This is a genomic window from Bacillus sp. BACIII (assembly GCF_057836745.1).
In genome coordinates, this window is the sequence record NZ_CM174437.1 from 1,567,723 (window position 1) to 1,584,759 (window position 17,037).

Below are 17,037 nucleotides of genomic sequence, written 5' to 3' on the forward strand. Positions count from 1 at the left end.
CGCAAAATGATAAACTAATCCTGCATACGCTCCAGCGCATAATCTGCTTCCTCCGCAGTCAGTTCGCCCGCTTTTAATTGTCTGAGGAGCTCTTTTACTCTCTCGTTCTTTCGATTGGAATCCGCTGTTGCATGATTCTGTGGCTCCGCGGAAAACGTTTCTTTTTTACGAATGGTTACATCCTTTAAACCTGCAAGTCTCTCTCCGTGTTCATTAAGCAGCTGAATATCGTAAATAAGCTCGGATTGACCTTTTTGGCCTGTTTTACGCGCATAAGCCCAGCATTCTGCTGAAACTTTTTTCCGAATCGTAATCTCTCCTATTGAAAAAGGAACATAAACAGATGCCTCTTCTCTTCCGTCCGTAATGCCGAACAAAGATTGCAGAGCCCCATCAATTAAAGACGGATGCAATGTATAATTTTCAAGAGCATATGCGGCTTCTTTTGGCAGCAATAAGTGTGCAACCGCTTCCGTTCCGCCGCCCCATAAACGTTGAATCGGCTGAAAAGCGCGCCCATACAGGAACCCGTTTTCCCGAAAATACTCGTAACATTCATCTTGTTCACGGACAAAAGCACTTCTGTTTATTATCTCTTGTCTGTCCGTATTCTCTATATCATCATCACCGTAATCATGATCATAATCTAATTCACCCGTCACAAATCCAGTCCTTACAGCAGCATCCTCGTCAGGTGACATGTTAAATAATATGCTGCCGTCTTTTACGGAAATGTGAGTGTAAATGGTCAGGCTCGCTTGCAAAAGCATGGCCGGTCTGGCAAATATCACGTTTTTTAAACGAGTGACCTTTTTCTTTCGATATGACCGTGTTCCCGCTGCGCATGCCATTTCAAGAAAAGCAGCTGCCGGGAGAATGCTCTTGTTTTTTACAATGTGGTCTTTTAACCAAATCTCTTTGTCTCTTAATGTCGTTTTAAAAAACTGCTGTTCCAGAGTAGATTCATTCGAATCCAGAAGCGGGTGCAGTGAAGACTGCTGCGGCAATATTTCTGGAAATACTGCACTTTGGTTTCCAGGCACCCAGTAAGACTCCTCAGCAAATGGATATAAAGGAAGCTTGACCTTTTGCGGGGTATATTCTTCATATAACTCTCTCCATTGAATATCAGCCCCGAAAGACCATAATTTTGCAAGAAGATTCAAGTCCTTTGTCTCCATCATCACCTCGAGGAATTTATCTTTCATCTTTTGATCATGAAAGATAAAGACTTTATCAAAATCTTTCGTAACATTGCCTTTGTATACGCCCTCTCCAATTGTTCCTTCAGTACAGAAAGTTCTCAGCTTCTCCTTAAGTTCCGGCAAATCAGAAGCTACAACAGCGAGTCTGTCTTCCATCGGTTCCCTGCATGTCTGCAATGTAAAAGCGATATCAGCTGCCGAGGCCTTTGTCTCCCGCTCTGTGAATTGCAGAAGGCGCCGAGCGTATTCTTTCAGTCTGTCTTCATTTTTGGCAGAGAGAACTGCGGCAAACGGACCGCTTATTGTTTGTGTGTCCGCATGGTTTTGATATTCTTCCACAATGACATGGGCATTTGCTCCTCCCGCTCCGAACGAACTGATTGCTGCTCTCCTGTTGGAGGCGCCTGATTCTTTCCGCCACTCTTCTTCTTTCTGCTGAACGTAAAAAGGCGTCTTTTCAAATCGGATATTTTGGTTCAGCTGTTCCGAGTGGATGGATGGCGCCAATTTCTGGTGCTTAAATTGTAAAAGAACTTTTGTAAGGGCTGCTATACCTGCAGCAGACTCCAAATGTCCGATATTAGACTTCACTGAACCTATGGCACAAAATTGTTTATCGTCCGTAAATTTCTCAAAAGCTTTTGTCAATCCTGCGATCTCAATCGGATCTCCGAGCGAGGTACCCGTTCCGTGTGCTTCCAAGTAGCTGACGGATCGCGGACTGATGCCCGATTTCTTGAAATTTTCAGCAATCAGCTCAGCTTGTGCATTCGGATTCGGAACCGTAAATCCATTGGTTTTTCCGCCATGATTTACAGATGTTCCTTTAATTACTCCGTATATATGATCCTGATCAGCAATTGCTTTTTCCAGAGGTTTCAACAGGACGGCTCCCGAACCTTCTCCCGGGACATAGCCGTCTCCGCCCTCTCCGAAACTTCTGCACAATCCTTCCGTGGAAACAAAATTACCTTGACTCAGCCAAAGGTATTTGCTGGGGTGTATGGACACATTAACGCCGCCCGCAAGCGCAATTTCACTTTCCCCTCTTTTAATGCTTTCACATGCCAAGTGAATGGCCGTCAGCGATGATGAACACATCGTATCCAGTGCAATGCTCGGGCCGGAGAGATTAAAAAAGTATGAAACCCTGTTCGCAATAGATGAAAAGAAGGAACTGAGCGCAATCGGATTGCCCCGCGCAGTTTCTTCTGCGCCGAATAATTGATATTGTCCGTACATGGCTCCGACAAACACACCGGCTTTCATACCGTTAAGCTTCTCTTTTGTATATCCTGAATCTTCAAACGTATGCCAGGAGGTTTCGAGAAAAATTCGCTCCTGAGGGTCCATCAGCTCAGCTTCTTTATGAGAAATGTGGAAAAACAGCGGATCGAATTGATCAACACCGCTGATAAAACCGCCCCACTTACTGTTGATTTTCCCCTTCTCCATTCTGTCGGGACTGTAAATCGATCTGAAATCCCAACGTTCCTCGGGGATTTCAATAATACAGTTTTTCCCTCCGGCAATGTTTTCCCAGAACTCCTCAAGAGTATCGGAATTCGGATATCTTCCGCTCACACCGATAATGGCAATATCCTCACCCGGCTGAACCATGCTCGGTGCAGCTGCAACTCTATGCTGCCGGTGCTGTTTTTTACTCAGATTTTCTCTTTTCTTCGGCACTCTTGTTACCGGAGCTGCCCCTGCGGCCTTAAGCACTTTTTCTTTAAAAGATGTTAGGAAGAAGTTTGAAAGCTCTTCAATGTTCTGATATTCAAAAAAGATTGTTTTTGGAAGATCCCCGAAAGTATCTTCAAGCTTTGAAATAAGTGACATGATCATAAGTGAGTTGATTCCGAATTTCTCAAAAGAGTCTTTCGCATTTATTTTATGAGCTTGTATTTTCAAGACACTGCTGATGATCTTGATTAAATAGTCATTGACTTTTTCTTTCGCAGCATATTCCTCTTCTTCATTGTGTTCCGCCGTGAGTGTATCTTGATCTGCTGCAGCTGTGTTTCTTTGAATCGAAAGCGCTTTTATCATTTTATCCCGCTCTCCTTCTGCAGGCATTAAGCTGGTAAATGAAGACCGCAGCATTTTCAGAAACGCTTCCAGAACAGAGGAAGTTCGCATCGGAGTCATTCCGTATTTTTCTTTTATTTGAATGATTCCATTGCTGTCGAGACTCATCCCGCCATCTTTCAATAACGGCCAATTGATTGAAAGGGTTTTTCCGTTTCGGGAGAGCTGAGATCGAAGCATTGCAAAACTGTCCATAAAATGATTTGCGTACGCATAGTCACTTTGGCCGGCATTTCCGTAAGCGGAAAAAGAAGAAAAGAGAACAAAAAAATCAAGATCTTCGTCTTTTGTCAGCTCATCCAGCCAGATTGTCCCGTAAACTTTCGGTTTCAGTACGTCCGTAAAATCACTGAGACTTTTATTTACAAGAAATGAGTCACGAAGGATGCCGGCAGCATGAATGATCCCGTTTATGCTGCCGTACCGCTGTTTAACGCCGAAAATGAATCGCTCTGCCTCTGTTCGATCTGTTATGTCCGTCCGCTGATATTCAACAATAGAGCCGCTCTCATTAAGCTTACCGATCCGTTCTTTTTGATCAGCTGTTAAAACAGAACGGCCTGTAAGTATAATCACGGCTTGGTTTTCTTTAGCGATGTGTTCCGCAAACAGCAGCCCGAGTTTTCCGGCTCCTCCGGTAATGATATATATGCCGCCTTTTTGATACGTTACAGATCCTTTATTGTGTTCCGGAATATCAATATGCTGCAGCCCTTTCACAAAACGGGTATGTGAGTCTATTAAAATCTCACATTCATCGGATTGAAAGCGCTGTATTTCACTGATTGCAGCACCCCATATCTCAGAAACCGGAGGATTTATGTCAGAATGCTCATGGCGAATCTGTATGGTTTTCGCTTTAAGCTTGGAGCTTTCCATGTTTACCGTTTTAATGAAACCTCCGACAGCTTCATGAAACGGCTGATTCAGACCCCTTGTCCAATAAATATGCAATAACGTAACAGGTTCGTTTCTCCGCATTAAAGCTTTTGATAATAAAAAGAGCGAGTTTATCCCTCTGCAAAGAGTTTCATTAACGGATTTTTCAGTAAATTCTCTGATTTCTCCGTTCCATAAATAAAGCACGACATCAGGTGTAAATCCGTTTTCATCCAAATCAGACAGCAGCATTTCGACATGACTTTCATCAGAAGGATTGATTGTGCATCTATTCCGTTCAATTCTATAATCAGAATCGGGCGTTACGAGAATGACACGGTTATGATCTCCATTCATCATCTCGGCATGCTGAAAAAGACGGTTATCCTGATCAAAAATCAGCATATTCCCCGGTGCCTGCTGATTCGGCATATCAATGTTATTTGTCCTTACCCAATCGTTCTTTAAAAAAATGGTTGGGGACGGAGCTTGCTCCGCCTTTTTTTCCATTTGTTCTTTTCTGTAAGTGCGAATTAGCTCCAGTCCTGCATCAGGAGACATTTGCTGTTCTTCAATTAAGGAAAGTATTTGTTTGATCTGCACTATTTTCCCTCCAGCAGCTGATAAACTTGGTCAGCAGAAAGTTCACCGTTTTTCAATTGTTCTAATAAGAAGAGAATTTCCCGATCTTCATTTTTACGTCCTGCGGTTAATTCTCCCCCGGTCATTTTTCTGACAGAAAAGTCTTTCATGCTCACGGCTATTTCGCCGCTCTCGTTAATAAAATCAATGTTATACGTATAAAAACCGGTTTCTCTCACCGAGACATGGCATCGGGCAGTAAGCGCCCTCTTAATGTGAAGCTCTCTAAGTGAATATGGAACAAATAAGCCCTCTTTCTCATTATCTCTTAACAAAAATGCCGCCGCCTGAAAACCGCCGTCAATTAATGAAGGATGGAGTGTAAAATGTGAAAACCCGTTCGCTAAATGAGCCGGGAGCTCCAATTCTGCCATTAACTCCATATCACTGCGGTATACGGCTTTCAACGTTTGAAAACTGCTATAATATGTCAGGCCCATACGACTGAAGCGGTGATAACACTCTTCCCGGGTTATGGCAGCCTTACTGCTGCGTTTGAACTTATCAATATCGACATACTCAGGATTGCTGTTTATGTCTCCGAATACTGTTTCACTTTGTGTGCAGATTTGCTGCACGCCATCCGGACCCTCTTTACATATCGTTACGTTCAACTTACCTTGTTTCATTTCCAAGTCGGTATAAATGTGCAGCGTTTTTCCTTTATATAATATAGGTCTGTTCCACATCACGTCTTTTATTTTATATACTTTACTTTCTCCGCTTATTTCCGCACAAACAAGAGCCATTTCAAGCGAAGCGGCTCCCGGCAGCACATAGTCTCCTGAAACAAGATGATCAGTGACGAAAAATTCAGTTCCGGAAATAACAGTTTTAAATGCTTGTTTCTTTAATGTTGAGACATTCTCGCTGATTAATGGGTGAAGACTTTTGCTATTAACCTCGCTTTTGTTCTTTTTCGGAGTAAACCAATAACTCTCTTTTGCAAACGGATAGGTTGGCAGCGGCACTCTATTCAATTTCTGATTGCCGATTGTCTTCCATTCAAACTCGGCTCCATTGGCCCACCATTGTGCGAGCAGCTCCTCTTTTCCGCTTTGAAGAGCCTCCTGAATCATATATTCAGAAACAGCTGTACGCTCTTCAGTGTTTTCGCTTATAAATACGCCTTTTTGCACCTTGCTGTCATCAAGAAAGCTGACGTACTTATCTCTCAGCTCAGTCAGACTCGCTGCACATACGGCAATTCTTTCGTTCATTGCTTCCCGGCCGTTTTGCAATGTAAATTCCATGTCACTGGCATTAACGGTCCTGTCACCGGCAATCACACGATCCAAGTACTGAACCATAAGCCGGATATACTCAAGTAATTGATCTTTGGTTTTCGCAGATAAAACAAAAATGTGTGTTTTACCGTTGTTTTCCGGCACTTCTTTTTGAGGTTCCCTATATTCCTCTAAAACAATATGCGCGTTCACACCGCCGAATCCGAATGAGCTGACACCTGCTCTCCTCGGCAGATCGTTGTTCTCTTCATCTTTTATCGGATTCCACTTTTGAGCGGTTTCTGTGATATAAAATGGCGTATTTTCCAGTTTGATGTATGGATTGAGTTCTGAAAAATGGGCGAGTCCCGGTAGTTTGCGATATTTAAAAGCCAGTAACACTTTCATCACTCCGGCTATTCCGGCAGCGGTTTCGAGATGGCCGATGTTTGTTTTCACAGACCCGATTCCGCAGCATTTCTGTTTCGCAAAGGGAATGTCCCATTCATGATATAACGTTTTAAATGCCTTTATGATGCTGTTCACTTCAATCGGATCGCCAAGACTTGTCCCTGTGCCATGCGCTTCTATATATCCCGCAGTGGCAGGGCTGACCCTCGCCTTCCGCCAAGCTTCGGTTAATAAGTCCGCCTGTGCGTTCGGATTCGGAGCTGTCAAAGAATTGGCGCGGCCGCCGTGATTTACAGCTGACCCTTTAATCAAACCATATATATGATCACCGTCTGCCTGTGCTTTGCTGAGCGGCTTAAGCAATACTGCAGCCGCCCCTTCACTCCTTACATAGCCGTCAGCGCTTTTATCAAACGTTTTGCACTTTCCATCTTTGGAAAGCATACCTGCTTTATCAAAAGCTATAAACAGAGTAGGGCTTGTCATAATATGCACACCGCCTGCAATCGCCATTTCAAAATCGCCTCTTTGAATCCCCTCAGCCGCACGATGAAGCGCAACTAACGAACTTGAACAGGCAGTGTCAATCGGTTCGCTCGGACCCGTCAGATTCAGCTGGTAAGAAATACGATTTGCCAATATACAATGATTTAAACCGGTTGCGGTCTGCGCCTGAACAGAGACACCATTTTCATTCAGACGTTCCGCATAATCCGTTGTGGCGACCCCTGCAAACACCGCGGTTTTCGTCCCTGCCAAATCAGACGGCTTATAGCCCGCATCTTCTATTGTTTTCCATACAGTCTCCATAAAAATTCTTTGCTGGGGATCCATTAATTCTGCTTCGGCGGGAGAAATCCCGAAAAACAACGGATCAAAACTGTCCGCGCCTTTGATAAATCCGCCTTTTTTTATTTTTGTTCTATTGACGTCCCTGATCGGATCGCCGTCAAACTCTTTCCAGTTCCAACGGTCTTCAGGAATGTCTGTAATCATATCCCGCCCTTTTTCAATTCCTTCCCAAAAGTCTTCCAGCGAATCTGTTTGGGGGAAACGGCCGCTTATTCCCACTATTGCAACCGGCTCATTCATATGTCTTTCCTCTTGCCTGGTTTTGTTTTCAGGCTCAGGGGAATGTTCATAGGATTCCGCCGGAGGCGCGCTGTACAATGTTTTTTCGTCAGCTGCAGAAAAAGATTCTGTCTCAGCAAAAAGGATTTCTCCGTATTGCTCGATTACATAATCAGTAAATTCAGCCAGTGAATTGCATTCAAAGAAAATGGACGGCAATAGTTCCGTACCATATTGTTGATTGATTTCATTTCCGAGTCTGGTAAACGTAATAGAATCAAATCCGTACTCGCCGAATGAAGTCTCTTCTTCTATTTCCTTTCTGTCAATCTTTAAAATACTTGACATCATCTTTGCGATGCCCTCAATCAGCATTTCTCTCCGGTCTTTCGCTTCAGATTCCTCCGAAGAAAAAGAGCCGTACAGATGAAGCTCTTCGGAATACTCACTCTTTAAAAAGTCAAGAAGTTCATTAAAATCAGTAAGGCCGAAAAAATCTGACGGCATCATTGATATTTCTAATGTTTCGTTTAATTCGTTGCCCAGCATTGTAAACATAATTGAATCAAATCCGTATTCACTTATCGGCAGTTCAAAATCAAATTCCCGTTCTTCAATTTTTAATACGCCGGTGATGATGCGCGTCAAAGTGCTTTTTAAAGATTCAGTTATTGACAGCTCTTTCGGTTCGTGATTTTCGTCGGCGATTGCCGGGTCACTTTTTCCGCTGTCAATCGTTATCATTCGTTCCAGCTTTAATTCATTACCGCTAAATACCATTATTTGATGTTCACACCCTGTCATTGCTTGATCAAATGCTGCAAGGCCTTCTCGTTTTTCCAGAGGCAGCATTCCGAAACGGTCATAAAGGAACTTCTCTGAATGAATATCAATTTGCATACCGCCTTCTTTCCATAAAGGCCAATTAATCGAGACTGTTTTTCCAGGTTTATTTTCCGCCGCTCTCATTTCCGCAAAATAATCCATAAACCGGTTTGCATAAGCATAATCGGTTTGTCCGGCATTCCCGATTATTGCGCTGATAGATGAAAACATAACAAAAAAGTCCAGAGGTTCTCTGTCTGTATACCGGTCAAGCCATATCGTTCCGTAAACCTTGCTGGCCAAGACTGAATCGAGATCCTCTTCACGCTTATTGATGAGTAATGAATCTTTTATCACACCGGCGCTGTGAATAATTCCTTTAACAGGACCTAATTTGCTTTTGACGAGTTTTATCAGGTTGTTGACATTTTCCTTATCAGAAATATCGGTTCTTACATAAAAAACCTCTGATCCGTTTTTTTCGAGCTCTTTTACATTGCTTACGGCTTCCTCAGAAAGCTCTGACCTGCCGATAAGCACAAGCTTGATTCTCCCTTTTCGCACAAGATGTCTGGCGAAAATCAGTCCCAGACCGCCTGTTCCTCCTGTAATGAGGTAAACTCCCCCTTCTTTTACTTCCATCTTTTTGGGGGGCTCTGCACTTTCAATTTCTGCAGAGTGTTTCACCTGCCTGATTCCATCTCTGTATCTGATTTCTGAAGAAGTATCATCGCTTGTGACTGTTTCTTTCACAAGGTTTTTTAATTCAGGCAGACCGGTGTTCAGCTGTAACTGAATTTCATCGCTGTGTATTTCAATATTTTTACCGGACAACATTGGATGTTCTAAATGAAGCGACCTAAAAAAGCCGCTGATTGCCATTTGATAAGGGTAGATTTGATTGTTCCTTGTGAAAAATACATGTGATATCAGGATTTTATGTCTTGGGATTGTTGCTAGCAGAGCTTTCGTTACATTGAAAACCGGCAAAACAGCCTCTTCCAGCTTTTCATGAATGTTATGCTCAATTCCCGTTTCAGGGCTCATCCCGATTAAAATGACGCGGTCAATTGTCACTTGTCTTTCTTTAAGAATCGCCAGCAATTTCTTATAGCCTTCAAGTTTGACGCTGTTCAATTCAAAGGAATCAGCTTCTTTTTCTTGAAAACTGCCGCCATGGCGGACAAAGATCATGTTCAGGCCGATATCTTTATATGCCTTGCGGATCAGCGGTTCTGATATATCCTGACGGAGTGAAATCACAAGGCAGCTGTTTAAACCGCTGCCTTCAGGCTGATGAAGCATAGGGGCCCGCTTCCACATATCAGTGTAATACTTAGCTGAATGCCGCTCATTTTGAGTCTGCGGTGTAACCCTTAATGCCTTCAACGCTAAGTTTTTTATTTTAAGACTTACAGATCCGTTTTCATCCATAAATAGTATATGAAACCTTTTGACATCATCATGTTGTCTTTCATCGGCAGCTGTAATGTAAGCATAGCCGTTTGCCGAAGGTGCGTGAAGAATCTCCAGCTCACCTAATTCAAAAGGCAAATATGCGGTGTGATCCCCTTCTTGACCGGACATAAACCCGGTTGTGGATTGAAAAATTCCATCCAATAAACACGGTTCCAGCAGCGTGCCGGATTTTTTATGAATGCTCTCAGGAAGTGATATTCGTGCAAGAACAGCATTTTCATGGATAAACAGCTGTTTTATTACCTGAAAGCTGGCTCCATAGTCCAAACCGCTATGCCGGAAGTTCCTATAACACTCTGCGCCGCTGATTAATCTTTTCTGTCCGGTTAACCAGCTGTCCAACTTAAAATGCTCTGTATGAGAGGCATCTTTATCTCCGCATGTGATAATGTTTCCTTGGCAATGAACTGCCGCATCAGGTTGCATATCGGTTTTCACCACAAATCTGCCGTCCTTTTGATTCGGCAGCAGATCTATCATTATCGTCTTTTCTTTTTCAACGGTTATCGGAACCGCCCATACAACCTGACTCAGTTTTATGACTGATTTTCCGTACAGCCTCTCTCCCGCTTCTCTGGCCGCTTCGATGATTGCCGCTCCGGGCAGAACCGTTTTCCCATGCACAACATGGTCTTTTAAATAATATTCAGAATCTAAAAGCGTTTTATAAAATCGGCACTCACCTGCAGAAAAATCAAATAAAGGAGCTGTACCGGCTGCTGATTTTGTTTGCGCCTTATTTGACACCCACAGTCTGTTTTTTAAGAAAGGGTAAGTCGGCAGCGCAATTTTTGCCGGTTTTCTGCCGGTGCGGAAGTCACCCCAGCTTAAATTGCCTCCTGATACCCAAAATTCAGCCATTTCGGCTAATGTAGTTCTGCCGGATTTGAGCGGAAGATCCGATTGCCGCTGTCCGCGTTTATGATTCGGCTTTTTCCCTCTAAATATTTCGTGATCGTCAATTCCATTATAAAAGTGATTTAATTTCAACATCAGATCATCGATATTATTTGAAATGACAGCAAGCCTTTCTGGCATGGCTTCACGCCCTTCAAGAAGGGTATACGCAATATCAGAAAGGTGAAGCGGCTTATTTGTTCCCGCCGGCTGCAAAAACTCGTCCTGCTTATGACGGGCCTTTTGAAGATATTCCTCCAGCTGTTTTGCCGATTCCCGTAAACTCAGTGAATGCTTGGCTGAGAGTACGATAAGTTCCTCACTTTCCTCACAATCCGTATGACAGTCAGCAGCAGACTCATACTCTTCCACAAGGATATGAGCATTTGCCCCGCCCGCTCCGAAAGAACTTAATCCCGCGCGCCGCGGATATTTGCTGTCAGAATGTTTTTCATTCGCGGGTTTTATCCAGTCGGCGGTTTCCTGCTGAAGGCAAAAAGGTGTCTCTTCCAGATAAAGATCCGGATGCACCCGTTCAGCATGCAGTGTTGCGGCAATTTTTTTATACTTCATTTGTAAGATAATCTTTGTCAGGCCGGCAATACCCGCAGCCGCTTCGAGATGACCGATGTTAGATTTAATCGATCCGAGAGAGCAATATGAAACATCTTCGGTATAAGCTCTAAACGCCTTGGTCAGACCTCGGACTTCAATTGGGTCACCCAGCGGCGTCCCCGTGCCGTGGGCTTCAATAAAGCTGACACTTCTGGCGCTCCAACCGGCCGCTTTAAGAGCTCCTTGAATTAAATCCGCCTGTGCGGCAGGATTAGGCACCGTATAGCCATTCGTCTTTCCGCCGTGATTAATTGCCGTTCCTTTAATGACGGCGTACACAGTATCATTATCACGTATGGCATCTTTAAGCGGTTTAAGAATAACGGCCCCGACACCTTCCCCCGGTACGAAACCGTCGCCGCCTTCTCCAAAACTTCTGCATTTTCCCGATTTTGAAAGCATCCCCATCTGACATCGGTATAAATAGTCAGAAGGATGAAGATACAAATTTACTCCTCCCGCAACCGCAACCGAGCACTCACCCTTTGTTAAACTTTGGCAAGCCATGTGAATTGCCGTTAAGGATGAAGAGCAAGCCGTATCTACAGGGACACTGGGACCTGTAAAGTCAAATGTGTAAGACACTCTGTTCGCGAGAGACCATGGGAACGAATTTGGAAGTACATCGTTTTTATCCGTCGGTATTCTTTCGCCGAGCAGCTTGTAAGAATTGGTTGTCACTCCCGCAAATACACCGACATGTTTTTCGGTCTGCTTTCTCAACCCTTCAATGGTATAACCCGAATCTTCAAATGCTTTCCACACGGTTTCGAGAAATATTCGTTCCTGAGGATCCATCGCTTCTGCTTCTCTCGGCGATATTTGGAAAAACAAAGAATCAAATGATTCAGCATTCTTTAAAAATCCGCCCCATTTGCAATAAATTTTCCCCTCATGCGCTTTAGCGGGATCTGGATCATAGTAGGTCTCATAATTCCATCGTTCTTTCGGAATTTCTGTGATTGCGGTTCTCTCTTTTGATAGAAGCTCCCACAATTCTTCGATATTTTCAGCCCCGGGATAACGGCCGCTGATACCGATTACCGCTATCCCGTCAAGATGTTCTTTTTCCTCCGCCGCAGGTGCAGTGATGTTTTGTTCCGGCCTGGCAGGGGTAATGCTCTGAATCTGTTTTCCTTTTTCCTCCCGTAAAAATAAACGCCCCAGCCGATCCGGATATTCCTTTACAAGATGATCTGCTAAATCTCTGATTGTATGAAATTCAAATAAAAGCGTTTTCGAAATTGCTCCCAGTGATTGCTCCAGCTTTGTGTTGCATTGATGAATCATAACCGAATCCATTCCATATTCAGCCAGATGCACATCTTGATCGATCTCTTCCCGTTCTGCACCGATCTCAGAGGAGATGATATTGGTTAAAAACAAAACTGTCTGATCCAAAATATCGCCTTGAGCCAAAGGAATGGCACTGCCTGTCTCTGTTTCGTCCGTCAAAAATCGCTGCTGCATAAATTGTTCAAAGCGCTCATGATCACCGCAGACTGCAATATTATGCAGCTGACCCGAAGTTACAATCCGCGAAAACCATTGCGTTCCGTCTTCAGCAGGAAGTTCTTCGAGCCCGGAACCATGAAAAAGAGACGTCCGCCCTTGACCTGACAGGTTCGCCCCCATTCCGATGTCTTTCCATAAAGGCCAATTGATTGTCAGCGTGCGGCCGCTGCGCAGAGAATTTTGCCGTTTCTGTTCCCGATACTCTGCAAAATGATCTAAAAAGCCGTTTGCATATGCATAATCACACTGTCCTTCGTTCCCTGCAATAGAGACGACTGAAGAAAAAACGGCGAAAAAATCCAATTCCAGCGACTTCGTTGCATGATCAAGATTCAATGCACCATGAACTTTTGGAGCAATCACCTCTGAAAGTTCCTGCTTTGTTTTTCGAAAAAGCAGCGAGTCTCTGATAACTCCTGCACAATGAATGACGCCATGAAGACCTGCATGCTGATCTGTAATACCGTCAATCATTTTTTTTACCGCTTCTTTATCGGATATATTCGCCTGTATATAATAAACCTTTGCTTTAAAGCTGTTCAGGTATTCTAAATGTTTCTGCTTATCTCCGTTTAAAGCAGATCGCCCCGATAGAATAATGGTGGATTTTTCAGTTTTCGCGCAATATTCAGCGACTTTACTGCCAATCCCCCCAAATCCCCCTGTAATTAAATACACTTTATCTTTTTCAGGGTATTGAATGGTCTTTGTGTATGTTTCTCTCTGCTTCTCTAACATCCGTGCATATCTTACGCAGCCTCTGTAAGTGATATGAATATGCCGATCAGGTGCTGTGTTTATTTCTTTATAAAGAATGGCAGCCTTCTCTGAAAATGAAACGGTTGCAGAATCATGTTCAAAGCAAACCGTCTTACAATGCAGCTGCGGATATTCTTGTTTTACCGATTTTAAAAAACCGTTCACACCTTCAAAATACGGCAATTTTTCTTTTTGATCTGCGCTGAATGTATAAATGAACGTTACTTTGTTTATAAGGTTCTCGCTGATTAAAGCCTTAGTCAGATAAAACACGGAATAAATTCCTGATTCGAGTGTTTCTTCCAGTTCAGGCCGTTTTTCAGACCACGTATGCAAAATTGCATCAGGCGCTGCGCCTTTTTCTTTTAACAAACGAATGACACCTTGATAATCTTCGGGACGCTGCCTGTTGATCGTGAAAACACTGTCGCTTATCTGCTCTAAACGGTCACCGGGCATAATAAGATATGCGGACGTATTCTCTCTTTTTTTCAACTCTTCAAAATAGTCTTTGTTTCCGGAGAACAACAAAATAGTACAGGCTTGTCCGCTGTCCGCTTCATTCTCAAGTGCGGTTTCTTTCCATACCGGCGTATAAAGTGCCTGATTCTTCTTTTCTGAAAAAGCCGCGTCTGATTTTACCTGCTGAGGGTTTAAAGAAAATTGACAGCGCTCAAACGGATAAGGCGGAAGCGGGGCTTTTCTTTTATGATAGTCACCTAGTTTCGCCCATTCAATCTCTTCTCCTGAAAGCCACATTTGCATAAATGAATGATAAAGAGCCTCATCAGCTGCTTTGTCCGTTTCAAAAGCAGCCGCTTTGTTTAGTTTTGCTGATGGAGGGAGCGATCCGAATTGAAAAACTGAAAAATCAGAAATATCCATATCCGGCTCCGTTCCCTTTTCTTCCGTGTGATGCGGCATATGATCAGCTATCTCCTGAGACACGGCATCCATTTGATTGTATTCTGTCATCAACGGAAAACGAGTTTTATCATAAAAACCTGCCGGCTGCTCATTCATACAAGCAACAGCCTGTTTAATTCCGTCTTGCTTTTTCAATAACATGCTCAGAAAAAGTTCTTTAGACAAGATTCCTTCGTCCAGTAAATTTAATATTTCCAGAACATAATCATTATTAAAGAATCCATCATAATCTGTTAAATCCCATCTCTTATACAGTCTTCTCAAAGAGGCAAGGATAGCCATGATCGCCGCTTCCTCATCAGCCGGCAATGCGTTTCTTTTATCCGCCGTGCGATTCACAATTAAAGATAAAATCTCGATTTCCTGAGTCTTTCCCGCTTTATCCCACTCTTCTAAAAACCCTTTAAACGTATATTGGTGCTCAAGAAGCAGCCGTGTTTTCCCGTACAGACGGTCTGTAAAATCAGCCGGGAAGCTCAGACCGTTCAGCAGCATCCTTACATAATCTTCATTTAATCGAACCGGCGGGTACGTTTTTGAAGTGTACGGATTGACAAATGGAATGGACGGCGGCTTACAGGATATGTGCGAAGGTTTTTCAGCGCCTGTGATTACAGAAATGGCCTTTTCAATTTTGATGATATCCGCTGCTGCAAGAGCGACGTAATATCCGTCTCCGGCGCCTGTAATGAGGCTTGGCTTAAAACCGGATGCCAGGATACTTTTTATGATTTCCGTATTGATAACTAAAGAATACAAGCGGATTTTCTCAGGCGTCCATTTTCTTTTAAATGAACTGTGCAATGTTGGTATACCCTTCAGCACCGGCCTTACGTTCTTTTCTAAATCAGGGAACACCCGTTTCAAAACGGCAAATTGTTTATAACTTTCCCATTTGAAATCACCGATGGCAAGCGCCCATTCAGAATCTTGTTTCCTCCGAAAACTTAATCCCTCTTTAAGCTGATTTTTAAATTCCTCCTTGCTGCCTGCCAATAAACCAGCCCTGTAATCAAACGATGTCCTTGTTAAAAGGGTGCTGCTGATCACTTCATTTGATATTTTGCAAAATTCCTCTGAATCGTCAGCAAAGGTTCTCCAATGATGTATCATTTGTTTCATGCTTTCTTCACTTTTAGCGGAAAAAAGGAAGGGTACCCTTCCTTTTCTGTCAGATTCGTCTTTTGTATGTATAAATTCTTCGATGATGACGTGAGAGTTAACACCCCCAAAACCGAAGGAGCTGATTCCCGCCCTGAGCGGAGCCCCGTCTGCCGCCTTCCAATCACTTGAATCAAGCGCCGGCCTAAACGGTGTTTTTTCAAACTGTATAATTGGATTTACCGTATGTACATTCAGGCTTTTCGGCACCCTCCGGTGTTTCATCATCATTAGAACTTTTATCAATCCGGCCATTCCCGCTGCTGCTTCTGTATGACCGATATTTGTTTTCACACTTCCGATCCTGCAATATTGAGTATCCTCAGTATATTGCCGATACGCTTTTGTCAATGCTTCTATTTCTATCGGATCGCCCAGAGATGTACCTGTGCCATGTGCTTCTACATAAGAAACCGTCGCAGCATCGACAGCAGCGTTGTGTAAAGCTTCTGAGATGACCCGGCACTGCGCTTCTGCTCTGGGAGCGGTTATGGAACGGGATTTACCGCCATGATTAACAGCTGTCCCTTTTATGATCCCGTATATATGGTGACCGGCTTTTACTGCATCACCAAGGCGCTGCAACAATACAACGCCTGCCCCTTCTCCGGGAACGTACCCGTTCGCCGCTGCGTCAAAAGTTTTACATTTGCCGTCAGGACTCAGCATTCTGGCTTTAGAAAAAGAAATATATTTTCCGGGTTGGAAATTCAAGTTTACTCCCGATGCGATTGCATAATCGCTTTCTTTTGTCCGCAATGACTTAACCGCTTCATGTAAAGCAACAAGCGACGATGCACAAGCGGCATTTACAGACATGCTTTTTCCGGTCAAACCGAATGTGTATGAAAGCCGGTTGGAAAGCATAGCTTCGAAACTTCCTAAACAGGCATAACTGTCGATTTCCGATTCAGCATGACCTGTCTGCCGGTAGTCAGAATTCATAATGCCCGCAAAAACAGAAGTGGTTTTACGCTGGAGATCCTGTAAAGAGACCCCGGAATCTTCGATGCACCGCCAAGTTTCTTCTAAAAGGATTCTTTGCTCAGGATCCATGTTTTTCGCTTCCCGGGGAGAGATATTAAAAAACTTATGGTCGAAATGGTCAGCTTTATGAATAAAACCTCCCCACTTGCTGATTGTTTTGTTCGGTATACTGATATCAGCTGAATAATAAAGATCGGGATCCCACCGTTCAATCGGCACTTCCCGGATGGAATCTTTGCCGCTATTTATGTTTTCCCAGAATTCATGATAATGATCTGCATCGGGGAATCTGCAAGCAACCCCGATTATCGCGATATCCGCACCCTGTTTATTCAAATGAACCATTG

At 43.5% G+C, this 17,037-nt stretch carries 2 protein-coding genes; both read right to left on the minus strand.

What is annotated here, in order from left to right:
• Positions 1-14: 14 nt before the first annotated feature.
• Entirely contained in the window at positions 15-4,778 is a 4,764-nt protein-coding gene (locus ACXN9U_RS07330) for a type I polyketide synthase (protein WP_489202374.1), read from the minus strand.
• Positions 4,778-17,035 (minus strand): SDR family NAD(P)-dependent oxidoreductase, encoded by a 12,258-nt coding sequence (locus tag ACXN9U_RS07335; RefSeq protein ID WP_489202375.1) that lies wholly within the window; start codon positions 17,033-17,035, stop codon positions 4,778-4,780. The genes ACXN9U_RS07330 and ACXN9U_RS07335 overlap by 1 nt, the downstream gene beginning before the upstream one ends.
• Between the last annotated feature and the right edge of the window lie 2 nt (positions 17,036-17,037).